Annotated in this window: 21 protein-coding genes; 11 read left to right on the top strand and 10 right to left on the bottom strand. The window is 40.5% G+C overall.

Going from position 1 to position 17,636, the window contains the following annotated elements; genetic code table 11:
* Positions 1-49 precede the first annotated feature (49 nt).
* Positions 50-532, bottom strand: coding sequence for a pyridoxamine 5'-phosphate oxidase family protein (locus tag WCX87_RS07880; RefSeq protein WP_345979032.1), 483 nt, complete (start codon positions 530-532; stop codon positions 50-52).
* A gap of 102 nt (positions 533-634) precedes the next feature.
* On the opposite strand from WCX87_RS07880, the gene WCX87_RS07875 reads away from it, so the two are divergent.
* The gene (locus WCX87_RS07875; protein WP_345979030.1) at positions 635-1,279 is read left to right on the top strand and encodes an HAD family phosphatase; all 645 of its coding nucleotides are present in this window, start codon (positions 635-637) and stop codon (positions 1,277-1,279) included.
* A 7-nt stretch (positions 1,280-1,286) separates the two neighbouring features.
* On the opposite strand, the gene WCX87_RS07870 is transcribed toward WCX87_RS07875, so the two are convergent.
* From WCX87_RS07870 to WCX87_RS07835, 8 genes are all read right to left on the bottom strand, one after another.
* Complete coding sequence (locus tag WCX87_RS07870; protein WP_345979028.1) at positions 1,287-1,853, bottom strand: hypothetical protein; 567 nt, start codon at positions 1,851-1,853, stop codon at positions 1,287-1,289.
* 109 nt (positions 1,854-1,962) lie between these two features.
* Positions 1,963-2,166 (bottom strand): hypothetical protein, encoded by a 204-nt coding sequence (locus WCX87_RS07865; protein WP_345979027.1) that lies wholly within the window; start codon positions 2,164-2,166, stop codon positions 1,963-1,965.
* Positions 2,166-3,353, bottom strand: coding sequence for a NifS family cysteine desulfurase (locus WCX87_RS07860; protein ID WP_345979026.1), 1,188 nt, complete (start codon positions 3,351-3,353; stop codon positions 2,166-2,168). The genes WCX87_RS07865 and WCX87_RS07860 overlap by 1 nt, the downstream gene beginning before the upstream one ends.
* Before the next feature lies 1 nt (position 3,354).
* Complete coding sequence (gene clpX, locus WCX87_RS07855) at positions 3,355-4,563, bottom strand: ATP-dependent Clp protease ATP-binding subunit ClpX (protein ID WP_345979024.1); 1,209 nt, start codon at positions 4,561-4,563, stop codon at positions 3,355-3,357.
* The gene (locus WCX87_RS07850) at positions 4,563-5,159 is read right to left on the bottom strand and encodes an ATP-dependent Clp protease proteolytic subunit (protein WP_345979023.1); all 597 of its coding nucleotides are present in this window, start codon (positions 5,157-5,159) and stop codon (positions 4,563-4,565) included. The genes clpX and WCX87_RS07850 overlap by 1 nt, the downstream gene beginning before the upstream one ends.
* A gap of 11 nt (positions 5,160-5,170) precedes the next feature.
* Positions 5,171-6,001 (bottom strand): SIR2 family protein, encoded by an 831-nt coding sequence (locus WCX87_RS07845; RefSeq protein ID WP_345979021.1) that lies wholly within the window; start codon positions 5,999-6,001, stop codon positions 5,171-5,173.
* Positions 6,001-6,489 carry a hypothetical protein gene (locus tag WCX87_RS07840; RefSeq protein WP_345979019.1) on the bottom strand — a complete coding sequence of 163 codons (489 nt, stop codon included), beginning with the start codon at positions 6,487-6,489 and terminating at the stop codon, positions 6,001-6,003. The genes WCX87_RS07845 and WCX87_RS07840 overlap by 1 nt, the downstream gene beginning before the upstream one ends.
* Positions 6,479-6,919: a hypothetical protein gene (locus WCX87_RS07835; RefSeq protein WP_345979017.1), complete on the bottom strand. Its 441-nt coding sequence runs from the start codon at positions 6,917-6,919 to the stop codon at positions 6,479-6,481. Before WCX87_RS07835 ends, WCX87_RS07840 begins: the two co-directional genes overlap by 11 nt.
* A 208-nt stretch (positions 6,920-7,127) precedes the next feature.
* Between WCX87_RS07835 and WCX87_RS07830 the strand changes: the two genes are divergently transcribed.
* The 8 genes from WCX87_RS07830 to WCX87_RS07795 all read left to right on the top strand — a co-directional run bounded on the left by WCX87_RS07830 (position 7,128) and on the right by WCX87_RS07795 (position 13,753).
* A complete protein-coding gene (locus WCX87_RS07830; protein ID WP_345979015.1) occupies positions 7,128-7,853 on the top strand; it encodes a DUF4395 domain-containing protein in 726 nt (241 codons plus the stop codon).
* 215 nt (positions 7,854-8,068) lie between these two features.
* Entirely contained in the window at positions 8,069-9,487 is a 1,419-nt protein-coding gene (gene nifB / locus WCX87_RS07825) for a nitrogenase cofactor biosynthesis protein NifB (RefSeq protein WP_345979013.1), read from the top strand.
* Between the two features lie 4 nt (positions 9,488-9,491).
* Positions 9,492-10,604, top strand: a complete 1,113-nt coding sequence (gene nifV, locus WCX87_RS07820) for a homocitrate synthase (RefSeq protein WP_345979011.1) — start codon at positions 9,492-9,494, stop codon at positions 10,602-10,604.
* Positions 10,595-11,422, top strand: a complete 828-nt coding sequence (locus tag WCX87_RS07815; RefSeq protein WP_345979009.1) for a GNAT family N-acetyltransferase — start codon at positions 10,595-10,597, stop codon at positions 11,420-11,422. The genes nifV and WCX87_RS07815 overlap by 10 nt, the downstream gene beginning before the upstream one ends.
* Positions 11,423-11,431: 9 nt before the next feature.
* On the top strand, positions 11,432-11,656 hold the full coding sequence (locus WCX87_RS07810) for a FeoA family protein (protein WP_345979007.1): 225 nt from the start codon (positions 11,432-11,434) through the stop codon (positions 11,654-11,656).
* A 47-nt stretch (positions 11,657-11,703) separates the two neighbouring features.
* Positions 11,704-11,898: a CCE_0567 family metalloprotein gene (locus WCX87_RS07805; protein WP_345979005.1), complete on the top strand. Its 195-nt coding sequence runs from the start codon at positions 11,704-11,706 to the stop codon at positions 11,896-11,898.
* Positions 11,899-11,982: 84 nt separating this feature from the next.
* Complete coding sequence (locus tag WCX87_RS07800) at positions 11,983-12,261, top strand: hypothetical protein (RefSeq protein ID WP_345979003.1); 279 nt, start codon at positions 11,983-11,985, stop codon at positions 12,259-12,261.
* Positions 12,251-13,753: a GNAT family N-acetyltransferase gene (locus WCX87_RS07795; protein WP_345979001.1), complete on the top strand. Its 1,503-nt coding sequence runs from the start codon at positions 12,251-12,253 to the stop codon at positions 13,751-13,753. Before WCX87_RS07800 ends, WCX87_RS07795 begins: the two co-directional genes overlap by 11 nt.
* A gap of 17 nt (positions 13,754-13,770) precedes the next feature.
* On the opposite strand, the gene WCX87_RS07790 is transcribed toward WCX87_RS07795, so the two are convergent.
* Entirely contained in the window at positions 13,771-15,921 is a 2,151-nt protein-coding gene (locus WCX87_RS07790; RefSeq protein ID WP_345978999.1) for a response regulator, read from the bottom strand.
* Positions 15,922-16,270: 349 nt separating this feature from the next.
* On the opposite strand from WCX87_RS07790, the gene nifH reads away from it, so the two are divergent.
* Together nifH and WCX87_RS07780 are read left to right on the top strand one after the other, a co-directional pair.
* Positions 16,271-17,179, top strand: coding sequence for a nitrogenase iron protein (nifH, locus tag WCX87_RS07785; protein WP_345978997.1), 909 nt, complete (start codon positions 16,271-16,273; stop codon positions 17,177-17,179).
* 98 nt (positions 17,180-17,277) lie between these two features.
* Entirely contained in the window at positions 17,278-17,628 is a 351-nt protein-coding gene (locus tag WCX87_RS07780; protein ID WP_345978996.1) for a hypothetical protein, read from the top strand.
* Positions 17,629-17,636: the final 8 nt, after the last annotated feature.

The following is a 17,636-nucleotide window of genomic DNA, read 5'->3' as shown; positions in this document are numbered from 1 at the left end:
ATTATATATTATAAGCATATAAAATATTTATGCTAATCTCAAAGAGAACTTACTTCTGCTGTTTATGTCCTCCGGCTGTTTGCCGAGGGACAAGCTCGTTCATCGCGTCTCCACCGATGAGATAGGCTTCGCCGAAACCAAAAGTGGCCTCGCCGGAGGTTACATGTAACTCATATAGGTTGAAGTCCATCATCTTTTTAAGCATCTCTACCATGGAACTCTCAAACTTTCTAGTGAAAAGATCAAGCACTTCGTCAAAGCGTTCACTCTGCCTTTGTATCTTTTGTGAAGAACACTGTAAAGAGATCCTCTTTCTTGCAAAGAGGTTTGACGACATACTCTCATCCTCTATAAAAAACAGAGAAGCATTCGGGTTTAGTTGTATGTTTTTTGCATGTGTCGCGATGTCCGAGATATAGATATAAAAACGGTTATCGTCATAGATAAAGGGCGCGTACGAAGAAAACGGCAGATTCCCTTTGTCGATTGTACCGATGACCGCTGTTCTAAAATTTGCTATAAACTCTTCCATGGACTCTCTTTTTTAACTGATGTTATCATAACGCATTTTAAACTCTCAAAGTTAAATGAAACTACATATTTTTGCTAAGTTCAAATAGTATATAATCCCGCCATGAAAAAATTTCTTCTTTTTGATAACGACGGAGTACTCGTCGAGACTGAAAAATGGTACTACGAAGCAAATAAAAAGTCTTTAAGAGAGATAGATGTGGACTTAGAGTTCGATGTCTATATGGAGATAATGGCCAGAGGCGGTACAGCTTGGGAAGTGGCACAAAAAAATGGACACTCAAAAGCGGTCATTGATGAACAAAGACGTAGACGAGACAGCTACTATCAAGAGTTTATCTCCTCTATGCATATAGAGATAGAGGGAGTGCTTGATGTCCTTGAAGAACTTTCACATGAGTACAAGATGGGTATCGTAACGACTTCAAGACGTGAGGATTTTGAACTTATTCACTCACAAAGAGAGATAGTGAAGTTTATGGACTTTACACTCTGCGTGGAGGAGTATCCAAGAGCGAAACCGTATGCCGATCCATACTTGGCAGGGATGAAAAAATTTGATGCATCGCAAAAAGAGTGTCTGGTCATAGAGGACTCGCAAAGAGGCTTAAGTGCTGCTGTAAATGCGGGGATAGAGTGTGCGGTAGTAGAAAACGAGTTTACCGCGACACATGACTTTAGCAGTGCTACCTATAGGATAAAAAAGCTCTGTGAACTTCCGACACTGCTAGAGTCGTTAAAAGGCTGAAAAAGGCTTATACAGCTCCGAAAATCGTTTTCCCTTTGCTTTCGTTTTTAAGAGCTTTGATCTCGTCGTAAGACTTAGCGCTCATACGTAAAGTAGTCCCTTTGATCTCATCATAAACGATATCTATCTTCTCTTCAGCACTTGCTTTTTTCAAATCGCCTTTTGAAAGGTCGGCGTGATCTAAAAGCTCATTCCATACTGAACTCTCATCAAGTGAAAATGCGTAGAATGTAAAACCTTCATATTCGAACTTGCCGTCACCGTCAAGGTCTGTTACGAAAAGAATATAAAGACCGTCAGTTGACAGAACATCTTTATAACGTTCTACAAATGGCTCGAAGAAATCTAAAGTTTCTAATTCACAAGCGATAAAATCGATCTTGTCGCTGTTACTTACTAAGATGACTTGTGTAGCTGTTGCTTTTGGCGGTAGTTGTTTGTCTGCTGAGAGCACTTTACCCGGAGTGATAACGAGGCTTCCTCTGTAGCCATACGCATATTTATCTGTTTTTGCACTGAATGATGCCTGCCATTGCAGGTTGTTGTCGTAAATGAACTCTTGTACTTTTGACATTGAACTATTCCTTTGATTTATTTATAACTCAAATAATGCAATTTTGATTCTATTATAATTAGAAGAGAGGAGGGGATGTTCATACATCATGTGGACTGAAGAAAGTTATTTATTCCTCTGTAAATATACCGTATGGATCGCTATCTACAAGACTTTTAGGATCGATTTTAATGCTGTCAATAATGAAGTTGTCTCTTTCATTTGGGGGAAGGCGAAGAGCCAAGCGCTCTTTGGCTTCCTCTTCATCTTTTGCATCAATAGGAAAAAGTCGCGGCTTTTTATCCGCAACGCGAACCTCTATAAGGTAACGCATTAGCCTACTTGCTTGCTGTTTGTGTAAGCGTAAGTAGATGAGATAGAGCGAAGTCTTTGTGCTGCTTTTGTAAATACCTCTATCGTATAGTCGATCTCTTCTTCGGTCGTAAAACGTGAAAGAGAAAGTCTCATCGCAGTGTGAGCAAGTTCCGGGTCTTCTCCGATAGCACTCATAACAGGATTCGCTTCAAGTGACTCGGATGCACAGGCACTTCCTGTCGATGCAGCGATGCCGGCACGGTTTAGATCCCACAGCATAGACTCGCCTTCGATACCTCTTAAAGAGATAAGTATGGTATTTGGAGTTCTTTTCTCACGCGGTCCGACTACGATTGTGTCGGGAATTGTACGTAGTGCGTCTTCAAGTTTGTCGCGGAGACGTCTTACGTCAGTGTTCATCTTTTCGACATGTCCGACGGCTTGTTTCATAGCCAGTCCCATGCCTACGATATATGCGACATTAAGTGTTCCCGCACGTTTACCGCCCATCTGCTCACCGCCGTGAAGAAGGTTTGGCAGAGATTTTCCTTTTTTGACGTAAAGTCCGCCTATCCCTTTAGGACCGTGGAACTTGTGAGCTGAAAATGTCAGGTAGTCAACGCTTACTTTTGTAAGGTCTACAGGGATCTTGCCTATAGCTTGAACAGCATCCGTATGAAAAAGTATTCCTTTCTCTTTTGCAAATGCACTTACCTCTTCAACAGGGAATATCATTCCCGTTTCGTTGTTCGCCCACATCATAGATATAAGGATGGTCTTGTCAGTAACTGCCGCTTTAACGGCTTCTGCTGATATACCGCCTTCATTGTCGACATCTACATAAGTCACATCTACGCCGTAATCACTTAAAAATGAGAGCGTATCAAGCATAGAAGGGTGTTCTACCGAAGTAGTGACGATATGGTTTTTCTCAGGGTTTTTCAAGATATACTTGTAAAAGATACCTTTTAATACACTATTGTTACTCTCCGTCGCACATGAAGTGATAAGGATGTCGTCTTCATCAGGAACATTAAGTGAATCATACATAGAACCGAGTGCTTCGTTCAGGTAAGGACGTACTTCCATACCGTACTGGTGAAGTGAGTTCGGATTTCCGTAAAGCTCCTCAAAAAACGGCTGCATCTTTACTTTTACTAACGGGTCAATCTTTGTCGTTGCGTTGTTGTCTAAATATACTCTCATCTTATGCTTCCTTTTCTGTCTTATAAGTAAATATTGGTTCTTTTGACGGGTCTTTTACGACCGCTTCGGTTATGGTACAAGTCTCTAAGTTGTCACGTGACGGACAAGAGTATTGAAGCGGCAGCATCACCTCTTCGATGATCCCTCTAAGCCCTCTGGCTCCTACACCTTTTTCTATCGCCTGTTCTGCGATCGCTTCAAGTGCTTTTTCCTCGAATTTGAGCGTTATGCCGTCCATCTCAAAGAGAGCTTGGAACTGTTTGATAAGTGCATTGTCAGGTTCTTTAAGTATCTGTACCATCTGATCAAGCGTAAGCTCTTTAAGCTGTGCGATAACAGGGATACGACCGATGAACTCGGGGATGATCCCGTAATGGACAAGTGCTTTTTGGTCGACTTTGAACTCTTTTGCCTCTTTCTCTTTGACAGAACCGAAACCGACTCTGTTGCTTTTTTTACTGTTAGTATCCGGGACAAGACCTACAAACGCCCCTCCACAGACAAAAAGGACATGAGACGTATCAAAAAGAACAGTCTCTGTCGTAGAGTTTTTACGGCTTCCTTTTACAGGAACGTAGACCTCTGCGCCTTCTAATATCTTCAGAAGTCCCTGCTGTACACCTTCACCTGAGACATCGCGTCCCATTGTAGATGATTCGCTTTTTCTTGCGATCTTGTCTATCTCATCTATGTAGATGATTCCGCGTTGTGCAAGTTCGATGTCATAGTTTGCAGCAGCAAGAAGACGTGAAAGGATACTTTCGACATCCTCACCGACATATCCCGCTTCAGTCAAAGCCGTTGCATCTGCTATGGCAAACGGTACGTTCATGATCTTCGCGAGTGATTTAGCAAGAAGAGTCTTACCGCTTCCCGTCGGTCCTAAAAGCAGGATGTTACTTTTTTCAAGTTCTACATTATTGTATATAGGGTTCTCTATACGTTTGTAGTGGTTGTAAAGTGCGACTGCCAATACTTTTTTTGCATCTTCCTGACCGATGATATGTTTGTCAAGATAGCTGACGATCTTCTCTGGTTTTGGAAGCTGTTCTTGCATCTGTGCGCGCTGTTCGTACTTTACCTCTTTTTGCAGGATGCTAGAACATGTAGCGACACACTCGTTACAGATATGTGTCTTCTCGGATGAGAACATCTTTTTGACTTCGCTCTGTTTACGTCCACAGAATGAACAAGTTTTTTCTTGGCTCATTATTTATCCTTTTTATCAGTGCTGCTTAGTATTGTGTCGGCCAATCCAAATGCAATTGCCTGCTCTGCTTCAAAATAGTTATCACGATCGCTTTCTTTTTCAATAGTCTTAACATGTTTTCCAGTCGCCTTTGAAAGAATTTTGTAAAGTCTTTTTTTAAGATTCATGATGTGTTTTGCCTGAATCTCGATGTCGCTTGCCTGACCTGATGTCCCGCCTAAAGGCTGATGTATCATGATCTCCGCGTTTGGCAGCATATATCTGTGACCCTTTTCGCCGCAAGTAAAAAGTACGGCTGCCATAGAAGCGACCATACCCATAGCGTATGTGTGAACAGGTGCGCTGATAAGCTGCATCGTATCCAAGATAGCAAGTCCTGCCATCACTGAACCGCCCGGTGAACTTATATACATATGGATAGGCTCAGTAGAGTCCTCAGCTTCAAGGTAAAGAAGCTGAGATACGATGACACCCATCATATGGTCGTCTACCTGTTCGGTAATGACGATGACACGGTCGTTTAAAAGTTTTGAAAAAAGGTCAAAATATCTTTCACCTCTTGGTGAACGGTCTTTTACTGTTGGAATCATTGGCATGTTCTTATCCTTTATATAAATTCTTTGATAAAGTCTTGAAGTGACATGTTGATGACCTCAAGGTTGTGTTTTTCAATAAATTTCTTCTCTTTTTTCCCTAACTCTTTGTCTGTTATGACGTAACCGCCTTCAAGATCGAGTGTCAGCTCGTTTGCGACCATTCTATCCGTATCACGGTCAAATGATGTTCCCATAAACAGATATTTTTTTGTCTTTCTGTATGTTTTGAGTATCGGAGGCAGTGCAAACCCGCCCATCGCTTCAGTCAGCCAGTCGACATAATCCGCATCTGAGATGATGAAGTTCGGCTCAGGAAGAGGCGAACCCATCGGCTTGAAAAGTATCTTTTCTGCGTTATCCAAGACTTCGTCTTCTACAAGAAAATATTTTTTATTCTCGACATCGTACTCATAGACTTCATATCTGTTTTTATCAGCCATGATCCTAGACTTACCGATGATAAGACAATGCGGTTCAAAAGCCAGCAGTTCTTGTATCTTCGTATCACGGTTCGTGTCTATGATATATCTTGGAGACATATCGATGATCGCTTTTTGTAAAGATGTAGGCTCAAAGCTTTTTGTGTATATATGGTTCATAAGCTGAGTGATGTACTCGACACCGCGGCGCTGTTCTAAGTGCATAGCCGCACGTGAGTACTCAAACATAAGTCTTTGGCTCATAGGTCTGCCGTTGTTCATCTTGAGTATCATCGAGTCTGAATCGTAAGGCATCTCTTCGCCCTCTTTAGTTGTTACGCCTTCAAATATCCCAAGACCGAAGTAGGGCACGGTAGTCTGGTTTCTAAGCTCTTTTTTTATCGTTTGTATTATTTCATTCATTAATGGCATCCTTTTCCTGTATAGCAGGTTTGTGCTGCGTATATTTTACGCATAAGTGTTTCCTGGTTGAATTTATCCTCTAGATCGTTTTTAAAATCATCATAAAAAACGGCTCCGTCTTTTGAGATAAGTATGATCGCCTTTGTCAGTTCACCGCCGTACGGTTCACCGCTGAGTTTCACACCGTAAAAATCACTAAACTCCTCTTTATCATCTATATAAAGTTTGATCTTCCCCATATTTAAATCATCCTTTAAATCATGGGCTAAGACCAAAGAGGCAGTCACTTCGTGCACACCGCCCTCAGGCAACTCTTTTTCTATACTTTGAAGCTCCTCCAGTAAACTTTCATCTATAAAAGGTGCAGTGATGATAAGCTGAGTCTTACCGTTTTGACCTCCTAATATATGAGAGTTGTTCTCTTTGTCTTTTACACTTACTTTCTCTGATGCATATCCTACGTCAATAGGCATATCATCAAGACTCATTGTGTATGTTTTGTACTTGATTTGCAAGTGAAGCTCCTATTAAAAAGTTTTTTATCGCCATATCTATCTTTTTGATGATGGGCGGTATCTTGTAGACGATGATGCCGCCTCTCTCCATCGTTCTGACTACGTTTTTACAGTAGTGGTTTGCCAAAAGATAGCTGCAGCCGCTTATGACATCTACTAAAGCGTAATGCTCATAGATATGTCGCAGACTGCTTGCACGCTCTTCATCACAGCTGCATGTCAGCTGATCGTCTTCAAAACTGTTGCATTTGAGTCTTTTTAAAGGGTTTTCGACAATGGCCTTTAGTGAGAAAAATATATCAGTAGTGCCCAATGTGATCGAATATATTGCGAATTTCGGCGCAGTATATGGGTTGTCGTGATAGATTGCATGTTGATCGTCAGTGGGAATCGCTATCTCCATAAACTACGCCTTTATATAATTTAGTGAGGTATTTGCATATAGCGTTCTAGATGGATGTTTACGAAGATAAGGAGAGTCTTACAAAAGGGGGACAAAAATGTCTTACATGTAAGATTTGGAATATTTATTGAAACTATATTCCAAATGGAAAAAAAGATATAATTTTGTGATAAAAAAGTGATTTTAGAAGTATTGATAGAGGATGATAATGAAAGAATTATTTGCATACGGTGAGAAAGTCCCCGGGTATGATGTCAGAGTTTTAAATGAGAGAGAAGCGAGAGCAGCTGCTGCCATACTCTTTGTCGGAGCATTTTTAGGACTGACAAACGGTGTTATGCTGGGGACTGCAGTATTTTCAGAGTACTTCGTGAGTTTCTTCGCACTTGATTTTACCATCCGTGTCATCAAGCCAAAATATGCTCCGAGTCTTCTCTTGGGCCGTTTCTTTGTTCAAAACCAGACACCTGAGTACGTGGGAGCTGAACAAAAACGTTTCGCTTGGCTTTTAGGGATGATACTAGCATGGCCGATGTTTTACTATCTTGTCATAGATTTTCAGCCGAATCCTATAAAAGTACTTGTCTGTCTTATCTGTATGGCACTGCTTTTTCTTGAGGCCGCTTTTTCGATCTGTCTGGGTTGTAAACTTTTCAACATTTTTAAAAAAGAGAAAGCTACAAACTGTCCCGGCGGTGTATGCGAGATGAGGGTAAAAGAGCCTATACAGAGATTTTCTCCTGTACAAAAAGCCATCGCTATCATCACCGCTTTAGTTATGACTTATGGTGCGTATGCCTATATGACAAAACTTCCTGACAGAACAAGTCTTACTAAAAAGATAAAAATCATGATGATGAGTGATGCAGAACTTAAAGCATTAGAGGAAGCAGAATATCAAAAGGAACTAGAAGCATTTGATAAAGAGGAGTAAGACCTCTTTATATATATGATTTTTTTATTCACCTACATTTATAATACTCCTCTTTACACGTAACTCTCCAAAAAATACAAAATTGTCACTCTTTTGTTGTATATCTCCAAGATAGTGCTAGAACATCAATTGCATAATCGTTTACAGTAAATGATTGTAGCTACATGAGGCGAGATCATTTGAATTCCTAAATAGATATAGATAAAGGAGCTAGAATGAGTTGTAGTTCAAGCAATCCAGCTGAAGCATTTATGCCTCAAGATATTCAAGACAAGATACACAACCACCCGTGTTACTCTGAGGGTGCTCACCATCATTATGCGAGAATACACGTGGCGGTTGCGCCGGCTTGTAATATCCAATGTAACTATTGTAATAGAAAATATGACTGTTCAAATGAGAGCCGTCCGGGAGTTACAAGTGAAAGACTGACACCTGAAGAGTCAGCGAAAAAAGTCATGTATGTAGGCGGTGAAGTTCAGCGTCTAAGCGTACTTGGGATCGCAGGTCCCGGTGATGCGCTTGCAAATCCTAAAAAGACTTTCGAGACATTTAGACTGGTACGTGAAAAAGCGCCGGATCTAAAACTTTGTCTCTCTACAAACGGTTTGGAGCTTCCAAAGTTCGTAGATGAGATGGTCAAGTACGACATCGACCACGTGACCGTTACTATAAACAGTGTGGATACGACTGGTGAGATAGGTTCTAAGATATATCCTTGGATCTTCTATAACAACAAACGTATCTACGGTAAAGAAGCGGCTCGTATTCTTTTAGAGCGTCAGCTTGAAGGTATGAAAAAGTGTGTTGAAAACGGGATCCTTATCAAAGCAAACTCTGTTTTGATCCCTGGTATCAACGACAAACACCTGCCTGAAGTCGCTAAAAAGCTAAAAGAGATAGGCGTGTTCTTACACAACATCATGCCGATCATCTCTGAACCTGAACACGGAACTGCGTTTGGACTCTCAGGCGTACCTAGTGCGACTGATCAACAACAGATGGAAGTTCAAGAAGCGTGCGGTATGGATATGAAACTTATGCAGCACTGCCGCCAATGTCGTGCGGATGCCGTAGGTCTTATCGGTGAAGACAGAGGTCAAGAGTTTACTAAAGATGTATTTAGCTCTATGAGTTTTGATGATCTTGAAGACCATTACAACATCAAAGCGCGTCAAGAGTCTCAAGCGAAGATCGAAGAGTTCAGATTTTTCTTAGATAAAGCAAATGAGCGTGTACGTAAAGAGAAAGAGGAACTAAGCTCTGACGGTCAGACTATCCTTGTAGCAGTTACGACTGCAGGCGAGGGGATGATCAACCAGCACTTCGGTTCTGTTAGAGAGTTCCTGATCTATGAAGCGGGTGACAAGGGTATCCGTTTTATCCATCACAGAAAACTTGATTATGAGTACTGTGCAGGACCGGACGGTGCAAACCCGATGGAACCGATCCTAGAAAAACTAAAAGACGTGAAGCTGATACTTACTGCTAAGATAGGCGGATGTCCTCAGGACGATCTGGCACGTGCGGGACTTATCGCAGATCAAAGTTATGCTTATGAGCCGATAGAAGTATCTGTTTTAAAAGCGACTAGAAAATACTTCAATCTGCCGGAAGAATTAGAAGGGAATTAACAAGATGTTAATCAATGACACTACGCTTCGTGACGGTGAACAAGCTCCGTACGTTGCATTTAACACAGAAGAGAAGCTTTCAATTGCACAAGGTCTAGTAGCTTGCGGTGCCGATGAACTAGAGATCGGTATCCCTGCTATGGGAAGTAAAGAGCAAGAGGATATAAAAGAGCTTCTTTCACTGGGATTGGATGCACGTATGATGACTTGGAACCGTGCGAAGATGAGCGATCTTGAAGCTTCGCTTGAGTGTGGTGTCAAAGCAGTAGATCTTTCTATCCCTATTTCGGATATCTTGATCGATGTAAAATTTGCAGGCGACAAGTCTGCGATGCTGCGCGAACTTGAATCTACGATAATCGCGGCAAAACAAGAGGGACTGTTTGTCTGTATCGGCGGTGAAGACAGTTCAAGAGGTTCCATAGAGTTTATGACGGAAGTCATGACTTTAGGACGCGAACTCGGAGCTGACCGTTTCCGCTATTGCGATACGGTCGGGATCATGACACCGACACAGATATACAGCGACATTAAAGCACTTACTTCTTTAGATATTCTGCCGATCGAGATGCATACTCATAACGATTTCGGTCTTGCAAATGCAAATGCGCTTAGCGGTTTGGACGCAGGTGCAGTCAGTGTCAATACGACAGTTATAGGTTTAGGTGAAAGAGCGGGTAACGCTTCATTTGAACAGATATCTATGGCACTTAAACACCTCTACGGTCAGACACGTCATATAGATTCACTCGGAATGCGCAATCTCGCCATGACCGTAGCAAATGCGGCTGGCATGACGCTATCGCCAAGCGCACCTATCATCGGAGAACATATCTTCTCTCACGAAAGTGGAGTCCATGCGGACGGTATGATGAAAAACGGCAGGGCATATGAGCCTTTTGATGCAGAAGAAGTAGGGTGCATAAGAGAGTTCCCTATCGGTAAACATTCGGGAACAGGTACGATTTTATACCATTTAAAACAGCTCGGTATAGTAGCAGAAAAGCATACTCTTGCTCATCTGCTTCCTCGCATCCGTGAGATTGTGACATCAAGAAAAAGAGTTCTTGATGATGCAGAGTTAGTCACTTTATACAGGGAAAGCCTATGTTTATAGGATGGCTTAAATTCGCTGATGTAAGCGACCTTGTAACTATCTCCGAGGATGTGGGCTGGTTGCTTGACGGCTACCATGTAAAACTTATGATGATGCACTCTCCGCACCTTTGTTACGGTGCTTATGATAATGGAGAGCTTGTGGGTGCCATTATGGCCATTGAATTTGAGCACTCATGCATGATCAAGTATTTTATGATCAAGCCAAGCCACCAAAAACAGGGCATCGGCCGTCGTCTTTTTGAGACGCTTCTAGGTGCAGTCAGTAGTGAATATAACAGTTTGTATCTTCATGCAAATCCTGACATGGTACCGTTTTTTGAAAGATACGGTTTCGAGTCTAAGATGGATGTAGGAAGATATATCAACGTCGGAAAAGTACCGCCTTTTAATTTTACCAACGCTCACGCAAAAGAGCTTGACGGCAGTAATTTCGAGTCAATTATCGCAACGATAGACAAAGAGACATTTCATGAAAACAGAATGGATTTTCTTTTGGATGAGATGGAGAGAAACAGCTCTTTAAAACTTACACTTCCAAACGGGTTTCAACACTCAAGTATCGTCAATGCCCGCAATGTCTACTTAGGGCCTTGGCAGGTTCGTGCTGGTCACGATGACGAAGCAGAAAAGATGATGCGCGGAGTGTTGTATTTTAGAGGACTGAAAAAAGTTGTCGCAGACGTTCCATTAGGTGTCAAACATGTGGTTGACTTGTATGAGAAGTATCATTTTCAATGTAAACAGCGTTTTGTCCATATGTCAAGAGGCACGACGACTGATATCAACTTTGAGAATATCTACGCATTTTCTTTATAAGGAGTTTATATGTGTTTATTAGAGATGAAAAGAGGAGAGATGGCAGTCATCGATACTGTCAATGTAAGCGGTGAACTGAAAAAGCGTCTTGTAGCACTCGGACTGATACGCAATGCGAATATAAGCATTAAAAACTTCGGATGGTTTAAAAGTACGGTTCAAGTTATGATAAATCGTTCGTTCATAGCGCTTCGCAAAGATGAAGCTGCACAGATAATGGTTCACAAAATCTAAATTCCGCCAAGATAACGGCAAATTAAATAAACACAAGGAGAACAAAAATGTCTGAAGAGATAAAAGAAAAAAAGAAAGAGTTGGCAAAGTTTAAAAGAATGGCGGTAGAGATCGCTTCTGAGATACACGATATTGTAGAAGATACGCTATGGACGGATTATGATAGAATGCCGGAACTAAGTAAAAGACTTGTTGATGCTGTAAAAGAAGCAAACGAGTTTAAAGAAGCAAACGGTCTATAATAGCCTTTTTGGCTGTTGCCGTATGATAGTTCTAAAAATGGTGTTGTCACACTATTTTTAGAATTATTAGGAGAGGAGTGTCGCATGCAGGATAAGCAAAAGATTCTAGAGATGGAAGTTTGCGAATGCGGTCAAAAAAATGTCGCAGAAGCTATCGATATATTCCAAAATACGGCACTCCCTTTTAAAAAAGCTAAAAAACTGGTGACAGAGTGTAATAAAAGCTGCTGCCGTGCAGTTTTGATGAAACTCTACGATATGAATCAATACGGCCGATATGATTATGACGAGATCGCTTACTTGATAGAGCAGCGGCTAGAGAGAATTAAGAGATTATGCGAAGGGGTCGGCGATGATGAGTAGCAGCGAACAAAGACTGAAAAACTGGTTGGTGACTCACGGTGCCGTTGATGAGAAGATCGAATCGCTTCAAGAGATCATCAGACTTGATCTCAGCGGTCGTAAGATCGAAGAGCTTCCGCAAGAGTTCGGACTGCTTACAAACTTGATCGCTTTAAACCTCTCGAACAACAAGCTGAGTTCTCTGCCTGATTCGATGGAAAAACTCAATAAGCTTTCAAATCTCGATCTGCGAAGAAACAGTTTTAAAGTCCTGCCTCAGGTACTAAAACATATGGAACTGCGTTCGATCAATGCAAGTTCAAACACTCTTGCCGATGTAAGTGTGCTCAAAGAGTGCTTACATGTAAGAGTCCTTGACCTAAGCAGTAATGTACTCAAAAGTATAGACGGTTCCATCGGTTTAGAGAACGAACTTCGTACACTGAACCTATCATCGAACCTCCTGCATGATCTGAGCAGTGTCTTTTCTCTACTGAAAAAAGTCCAGAGATTAAATATAAACGATAACATCATAAAAGAGATCCCTTCGACTGTCAAAGAGTTGTTGTCGATAGAGGAGTTTGAAGCAGCGTACAACCATATAGAAAAGATCGATGATGCATTTTTTGAGTTGGATGTCGAGCGTGTCGATTTGAGTGCGAACCTTCTTATTTCGCTGCATCTGCATTCACTTATCGAACTTGAAGTGCTTGTCCTTGATGAAAATCCTTTTAGAAAACTGGATATGGATTTTAGTTTTGCACCGTACTTAAAAGAGTTTTCATGCGACAGTTGCGGATTAGATGAGTTTTTACTGCCGCAGTCGGAGAGTCTGGAACTTTTATGTTACTCTTCAAACGAGATAGAAACAGTTCCAAAAGAGATAGGCAGGTATACACAGCTGCAAGAGCTGGATATCGACGGCAATAAGATAAAAGAACTGCCCGATACTTTGGCAAATCTCTCCTATTTGGAGACGCTGTATATAAATGGAAACCCTCTGAGCGAAGAGGCAAAGAAAGTAATAACTATACTAGACCCGGAGATTTGTGACTTGAATATGAAAACAGGAATAACCATAGAAAAAGCAATAGAAGCCGATCTGCCTGAAATGGCGGAACTACTCAGCGTGCTCTTTACGATAGAGACAGATTTTACGATCGACTATAACAAACAGCTGGCAGGGATCACACGTCTTTTTGAACATGATACGAGTGACCTGCTTGTAGCAAAGTATGAGGGAAAGGTCATCGGTATGATAACGATGCAGCGTCTTATCTCGAGTGCCGAGGGTGACTATGTAGGACAGATAGAAGACCTTGTCGTGTATGAGGAGTATAGAAAGATGGGCGTCGGAAGCCGTCTTATCAACAAGATGAGAAGTATGGCAGTCGAGTACGGATACAAACGTATTCAACTTGCAGCCGATGTAGATAATAAAAATGCTCTACAGTTTTACAGCCGCCGCGGTTTTAAAAAGACGCATCTCAACATCTATCACTACATAGTATAAGCGGTTATATAAAAAGCTTAGCTTTCTATATACTCTTTGATCGATTTGTTTACGGTATCCATAGTTTTATAAAACGGTTGGACATAATCACCCAGCATATCAAACTTTTTAAAGATAAGCTGGTGATGAATATCCATCATAAGGTTATGAAGTTCCGTCGCCCCGATAAGACCGGACAACCCTTTGATATCAAGACACTGCATACGAACCTGTTCATAACGAAAATCATGGATAAGCTTTTCAAAAAGTTTAGCACTGTCTTGGTAGGTCGCTAAAAACTCTAAAAGTATCTCTTTATAGAACTCTTCGTTGTTACTCGCTTGTGCAATACCGCGCTTGATATCGAGTCCTTCGTAGTGTGTCGCTTTTTCATCTTTAGGTCTTGGGAACTCTATCTCTTCATTCGTAGATGTTAAAAACATATCAAATGCTGTAAAGAGCTTCTCTTTGTAAAAAGGTTTAGCCAGATGTGCATTCATTCCCAGATTGAACATCTTGTTGATCTCATCAGGTGAGATAAGAGCAGTGAGCGAGATAATAGGGATAGAATCGTACTCACTGTTGCGGCGTATCTCACGCGTTGCCGTGTATCCGTCCATTGTCGGCATATTGATATCCATAAGGATCACGTCATAATGTTTTTTCTCTTTGAGCAGTGCAAGACACTCTTCACCGTTATTTGCAATATCTATCTCCATGCCTGAACGCTTGAGGACACCCTGAAGCACTCTTTGATTGATGATATCATCTTCGACGATAAGAAGTTTCTGCCCTTTAAACAGAGCAAATGTATCTATGGATACATCAGGAGTTTTTGCAAAGTCCTCTGTATAGACTTTTAGTTTTGTAGCTCTTCTATCTTGTGCATTAGTCGCTTCTTGTTCCTCTTTAGGAAGATAGATCGTTTCCAAGAGGCGTCGCAGAGTTCCCCGTATAGTCGGTTTTAAGACTTTGTACTGGGCTACTTTAGTGTAGTACTGCGCATTCATAGGATTAAAGAAGTTAGAAAGAGCGATGACTTTGTTTTGTTCTTTGTCCAGTTTCTCAAGAGATTTTATAACAGAAGCGTTAAAGAGTTTCTCATCGAGGATGATAAGATCGAACTCATGTAAAATATGTTGTTTTTCAAAAAACTGTTCAGGTGTCAGTATTGTGACCTTGTGTTCATAAACCGCCAACATCTCTTTAAGCGCATCTGCATAGTGTGCATTGCTTTCTACTATAAGTGTCTTTTTGTGACGTAATCGATCGTCATATACTCTTTTTGGCAGATCGGCAGGGGAATGAAAAGTCATAGAAAACAGAAACTCTACTTCTCCGTTTTCACTATTGCGTGTTATCAGTTCTCCCTGCATAAGAGATGCAAGCTCTTTTGCGACGAAAAGTCCGAGTGAATCATATTTACCGTTTTCTTCATCATATTGAGTCTTAAAGAAAAAGGCATTGTTCTCTACGTCGATCTCCATGTTTGTATGGATTAAAAAAGTAAGTTCGTTTTTGCTTTGAAATCCGGGTGCTTTGTAGACATGTAAGAGCAGGTCTGAAGCTCCGTTGCGGATAGAATAGTCTAATAGGTTATAGAGTACTTTACTTATCTTAAGAGTGTCTCCTATAAGTTCATTAGGTATATCTTTATCTATTTTATATGTAAGGTGAAGTGATTTGATATTAAAGTTTTTGCTTATGAAACCTGTTATGTCATTAAGAAGGTTATCAAGTTTATAGCGTTTATTGCTTATCTTGACCTTTTTAGCTTTAAGATGTAAAAACTCGATAAGATCGTTGGCGGTATCAAGAAGCTGGTTCTCTGCCTGTAAGACATCATTTAAGTCTTGGTTGATCTCATTTGATTTCATCTTATTGGCTATAGCAGTTGTACTTCCGATGGCTTGCTTGACCATTTTATGAATATTGGCACTCATACTTGAAAGCAGTTCGTTTTGTTTCTCTTCAAGCTCTTTACTGCTTTGCTCGATCTTTTTATACTCTTTTTTTACTTTTGAGATCCGAAACGAAGAGATGATAAGCGTGATGATCCCAATCCCTCCTAAAAGGAATGTCGCAATAAGAAGGCCGTAGTCTCCTTGTTCTTTAACATCTCCTTGTCCGCCAAACAGTTCTGCACCCGTGATTGTCAATATGATTAATAATGCTGGTAAATACTTCAAGATATTCCTTTATTAAATCTTTTCTTAGACGTGAATATTAATTGTATCAAAAAAGTTACTATTATAAAACAAAAATGAACGATTTTGTAAATTTATGTAGATAAGTGTGTGAGAGTATGTCAAATAGATAGATTAGACACAAAAAGTCGACAAAAAACGGCTTCTGCATAAACTGTTCTTACAAATTTGTCCACATTTACATACTTTGTCGCTTAAAAGTGCTTTTTGGTAGTTTCTTTTGTTCTAAAAATCGAGAATGATGGATGCATTAACCTAAGTGAAGTACATGGATACCTCTACAAAACCATTCATTGGTTGAAGAGAATGTATTTAAATAAAGGAGATAAAAATGGCTGCACTTCGTCAGATAGCATTTTACGGAAAAGGTGGGATTGGTAAATCTACTACATCTCAAAACACATTGGCTTCTATGGCTTATTATTTTGATAAAAACATATTAATAGTTGGTTGTGATCCAAAAGCGGATTCTACTCGTCTTATTCTACATGAAAAAGCTCAAAATACTATTCTTCAGCTTGCTGCTGAAATGGGTACTGTTGAGGATCTTGAACTAGAAGATGCATGTAAACCGGGTGCAGGAATATTTTCTCCTGATTCACCACATGGTTGGATCAACTGTACTGAGTCTGGTGGACCAGAGCCAGGAGTTGGTTGTGCAGGTCGTGGTGTTATTACAGCGATTAACTTTCTTGAAGAAGAGGGTGCATATGAAGAAGAAGGTTTAGATTTCGTTTCTTATGACGTTCTTGGTGACGTTGTTTGTGGTGGATTCGCTATGCCGATTCGTGAAGGTAAAGCTCAAGAGATCTATATCGTTATGTCTGGTGAGATGATGGCAATGTATGCTGCTAACAATATCTCTAAAGGTATTTTGAAATACGCTAACACTGGTGGGGTTCGTCTTGCTGGTCTTATCTGTAACGCTCGTATGACTGACCGTGAGTATGACCTTGCATGGGCACTTGCTCGTGAACTTGGTACACAAATGATTCACTTCGTACCACGTAACAACATCGTTCAACATGCTGAATTACGTCGTATGACAGTTGTTGAGTATAGCCCAATGTCAGATCAAGCGATCGAGTACAAAGAACTTGCTCGTAAAATCATCGCTAACGACATGAAAATCATTCCTACTCCATTAGAAATGGATGATCTTGAAGACCTTCTAATGAAATACGGTCTTGAAGAAGAAGTAGATGAAGAAAACGTTGGTAAATCAGAAGCTGAACTGTAATTAGTAAAACTAAATACAAAATTTATCTCCCTAAGATAGAGGGGAGATACACATTCTCGTAATGAAAAGAAAATAATAGACAAAGAAGGAGAATTATTATGTTTATTTTAGGATTTCACTTCCCGGCAGATATGGGAAATAACATTCCAGATGAAAAAGTTATTGAAAAATTAGACAACGCTGGTGTTGATATTAGCGGTGTTAAAGAGATCAAATTGATCAGTGAAAGTCGTGAAGGTCAAAAAGAAGAGACTTCATACACTAACAAAGATACATTCATGTTCAAAGCACTTGTACATTATGCAAAAACGGCTGCTACAGACTATATGATCTATACAAACCGTTACCAAATTTCTGAACTTTCTAAAAGATTAGATAGCGATGATGAGACTATGGCTCTTTGTAAAAAATTCGACTCTATGGCTCAGTTTAAAATCACTGTAGCGTAATTGAGCAA

The sequence above is a fragment of the Sulfurimonas sp. HSL3-2 genome, from assembly GCF_039645965.1.
Lineage (GTDB): Bacteria > Campylobacterota > Campylobacteria > Campylobacterales > Sulfurimonadaceae > Hydrocurvibacter > Hydrocurvibacter mobilis.
This window is presented reverse-complemented; position numbering and strand designations above follow the sequence as displayed.

Bases quoted from the DNA above. Each gene is read 5' to 3' on its own strand.
- WCX87_RS07800 (WP_345979003.1), top strand. From the start codon at position 11,983: ATGCAGGATAAGCAAAAGATTCTAGAGATGGAAGTTTGCGAATGCGGT.
- WCX87_RS07810 (WP_345979007.1), top strand. From the start codon at position 11,432: ATGTGTTTATTAGAGATGAAAAGAGGAGAGATGGCAGTCATCGATACT.
- WCX87_RS07845 (WP_345979021.1), bottom strand. From the start codon at position 6,001: ATGAATGAAATAATACAAACGATAAAAAAAGAGCTTAGAAACCAGACT.
- WCX87_RS07860 (WP_345979026.1), bottom strand. From the start codon at position 3,353: ATGAGAGTATATTTAGACAACAACGCAACGACAAAGATTGACCCGTTA.
- WCX87_RS07795 (WP_345979001.1), top strand. From the start codon at position 12,251: ATGATGAGTAGCAGCGAACAAAGACTGAAAAACTGGTTGGTGACTCAC.
- WCX87_RS07835 (WP_345979017.1), bottom strand. From the start codon at position 6,919: ATGGAGATAGCGATTCCCACTGACGATCAACATGCAATCTATCACGAC.
- WCX87_RS07870 (WP_345979028.1), bottom strand. From the start codon at position 1,853: ATGTCAAAAGTACAAGAGTTCATTTACGACAACAACCTGCAATGGCAG.
- WCX87_RS07850 (WP_345979023.1), bottom strand. From the start codon at position 5,159: ATGCCAATGATTCCAACAGTAAAAGACCGTTCACCAAGAGGTGAAAGA.
- WCX87_RS07865 (WP_345979027.1), bottom strand. From the start codon at position 2,166: ATGCGTTACCTTATAGAGGTTCGCGTTGCGGATAAAAAGCCGCGACTT.
- nifH (WP_345978997.1), top strand. From the start codon at position 16,271: ATGGCTGCACTTCGTCAGATAGCATTTTACGGAAAAGGTGGGATTGGT.
- clpX (WP_345979024.1), bottom strand. From the start codon at position 4,563: ATGAGCCAAGAAAAAACTTGTTCATTCTGTGGACGTAAACAGAGCGAA.
- nifB (WP_345979013.1), top strand. From the start codon at position 8,069: ATGAGTTGTAGTTCAAGCAATCCAGCTGAAGCATTTATGCCTCAAGAT.
- nifV (WP_345979011.1), top strand. From the start codon at position 9,492: ATGTTAATCAATGACACTACGCTTCGTGACGGTGAACAAGCTCCGTAC.
- WCX87_RS07840 (WP_345979019.1), bottom strand. From the start codon at position 6,489: ATGAGTCTTGATGATATGCCTATTGACGTAGGATATGCATCAGAGAAA.
- WCX87_RS07830 (WP_345979015.1), top strand. From the start codon at position 7,128: ATGAAAGAATTATTTGCATACGGTGAGAAAGTCCCCGGGTATGATGTC.
- WCX87_RS07805 (WP_345979005.1), top strand. From the start codon at position 11,704: ATGTCTGAAGAGATAAAAGAAAAAAAGAAAGAGTTGGCAAAGTTTAAA.
- WCX87_RS07780 (WP_345978996.1), top strand. From the start codon at position 17,278: ATGTTTATTTTAGGATTTCACTTCCCGGCAGATATGGGAAATAACATT.
- WCX87_RS07880 (WP_345979032.1), bottom strand. From the start codon at position 532: ATGGAAGAGTTTATAGCAAATTTTAGAACAGCGGTCATCGGTACAATC.
- WCX87_RS07875 (WP_345979030.1), top strand. From the start codon at position 635: ATGAAAAAATTTCTTCTTTTTGATAACGACGGAGTACTCGTCGAGACT.
- WCX87_RS07815 (WP_345979009.1), top strand. From the start codon at position 10,595: ATGTTTATAGGATGGCTTAAATTCGCTGATGTAAGCGACCTTGTAACT.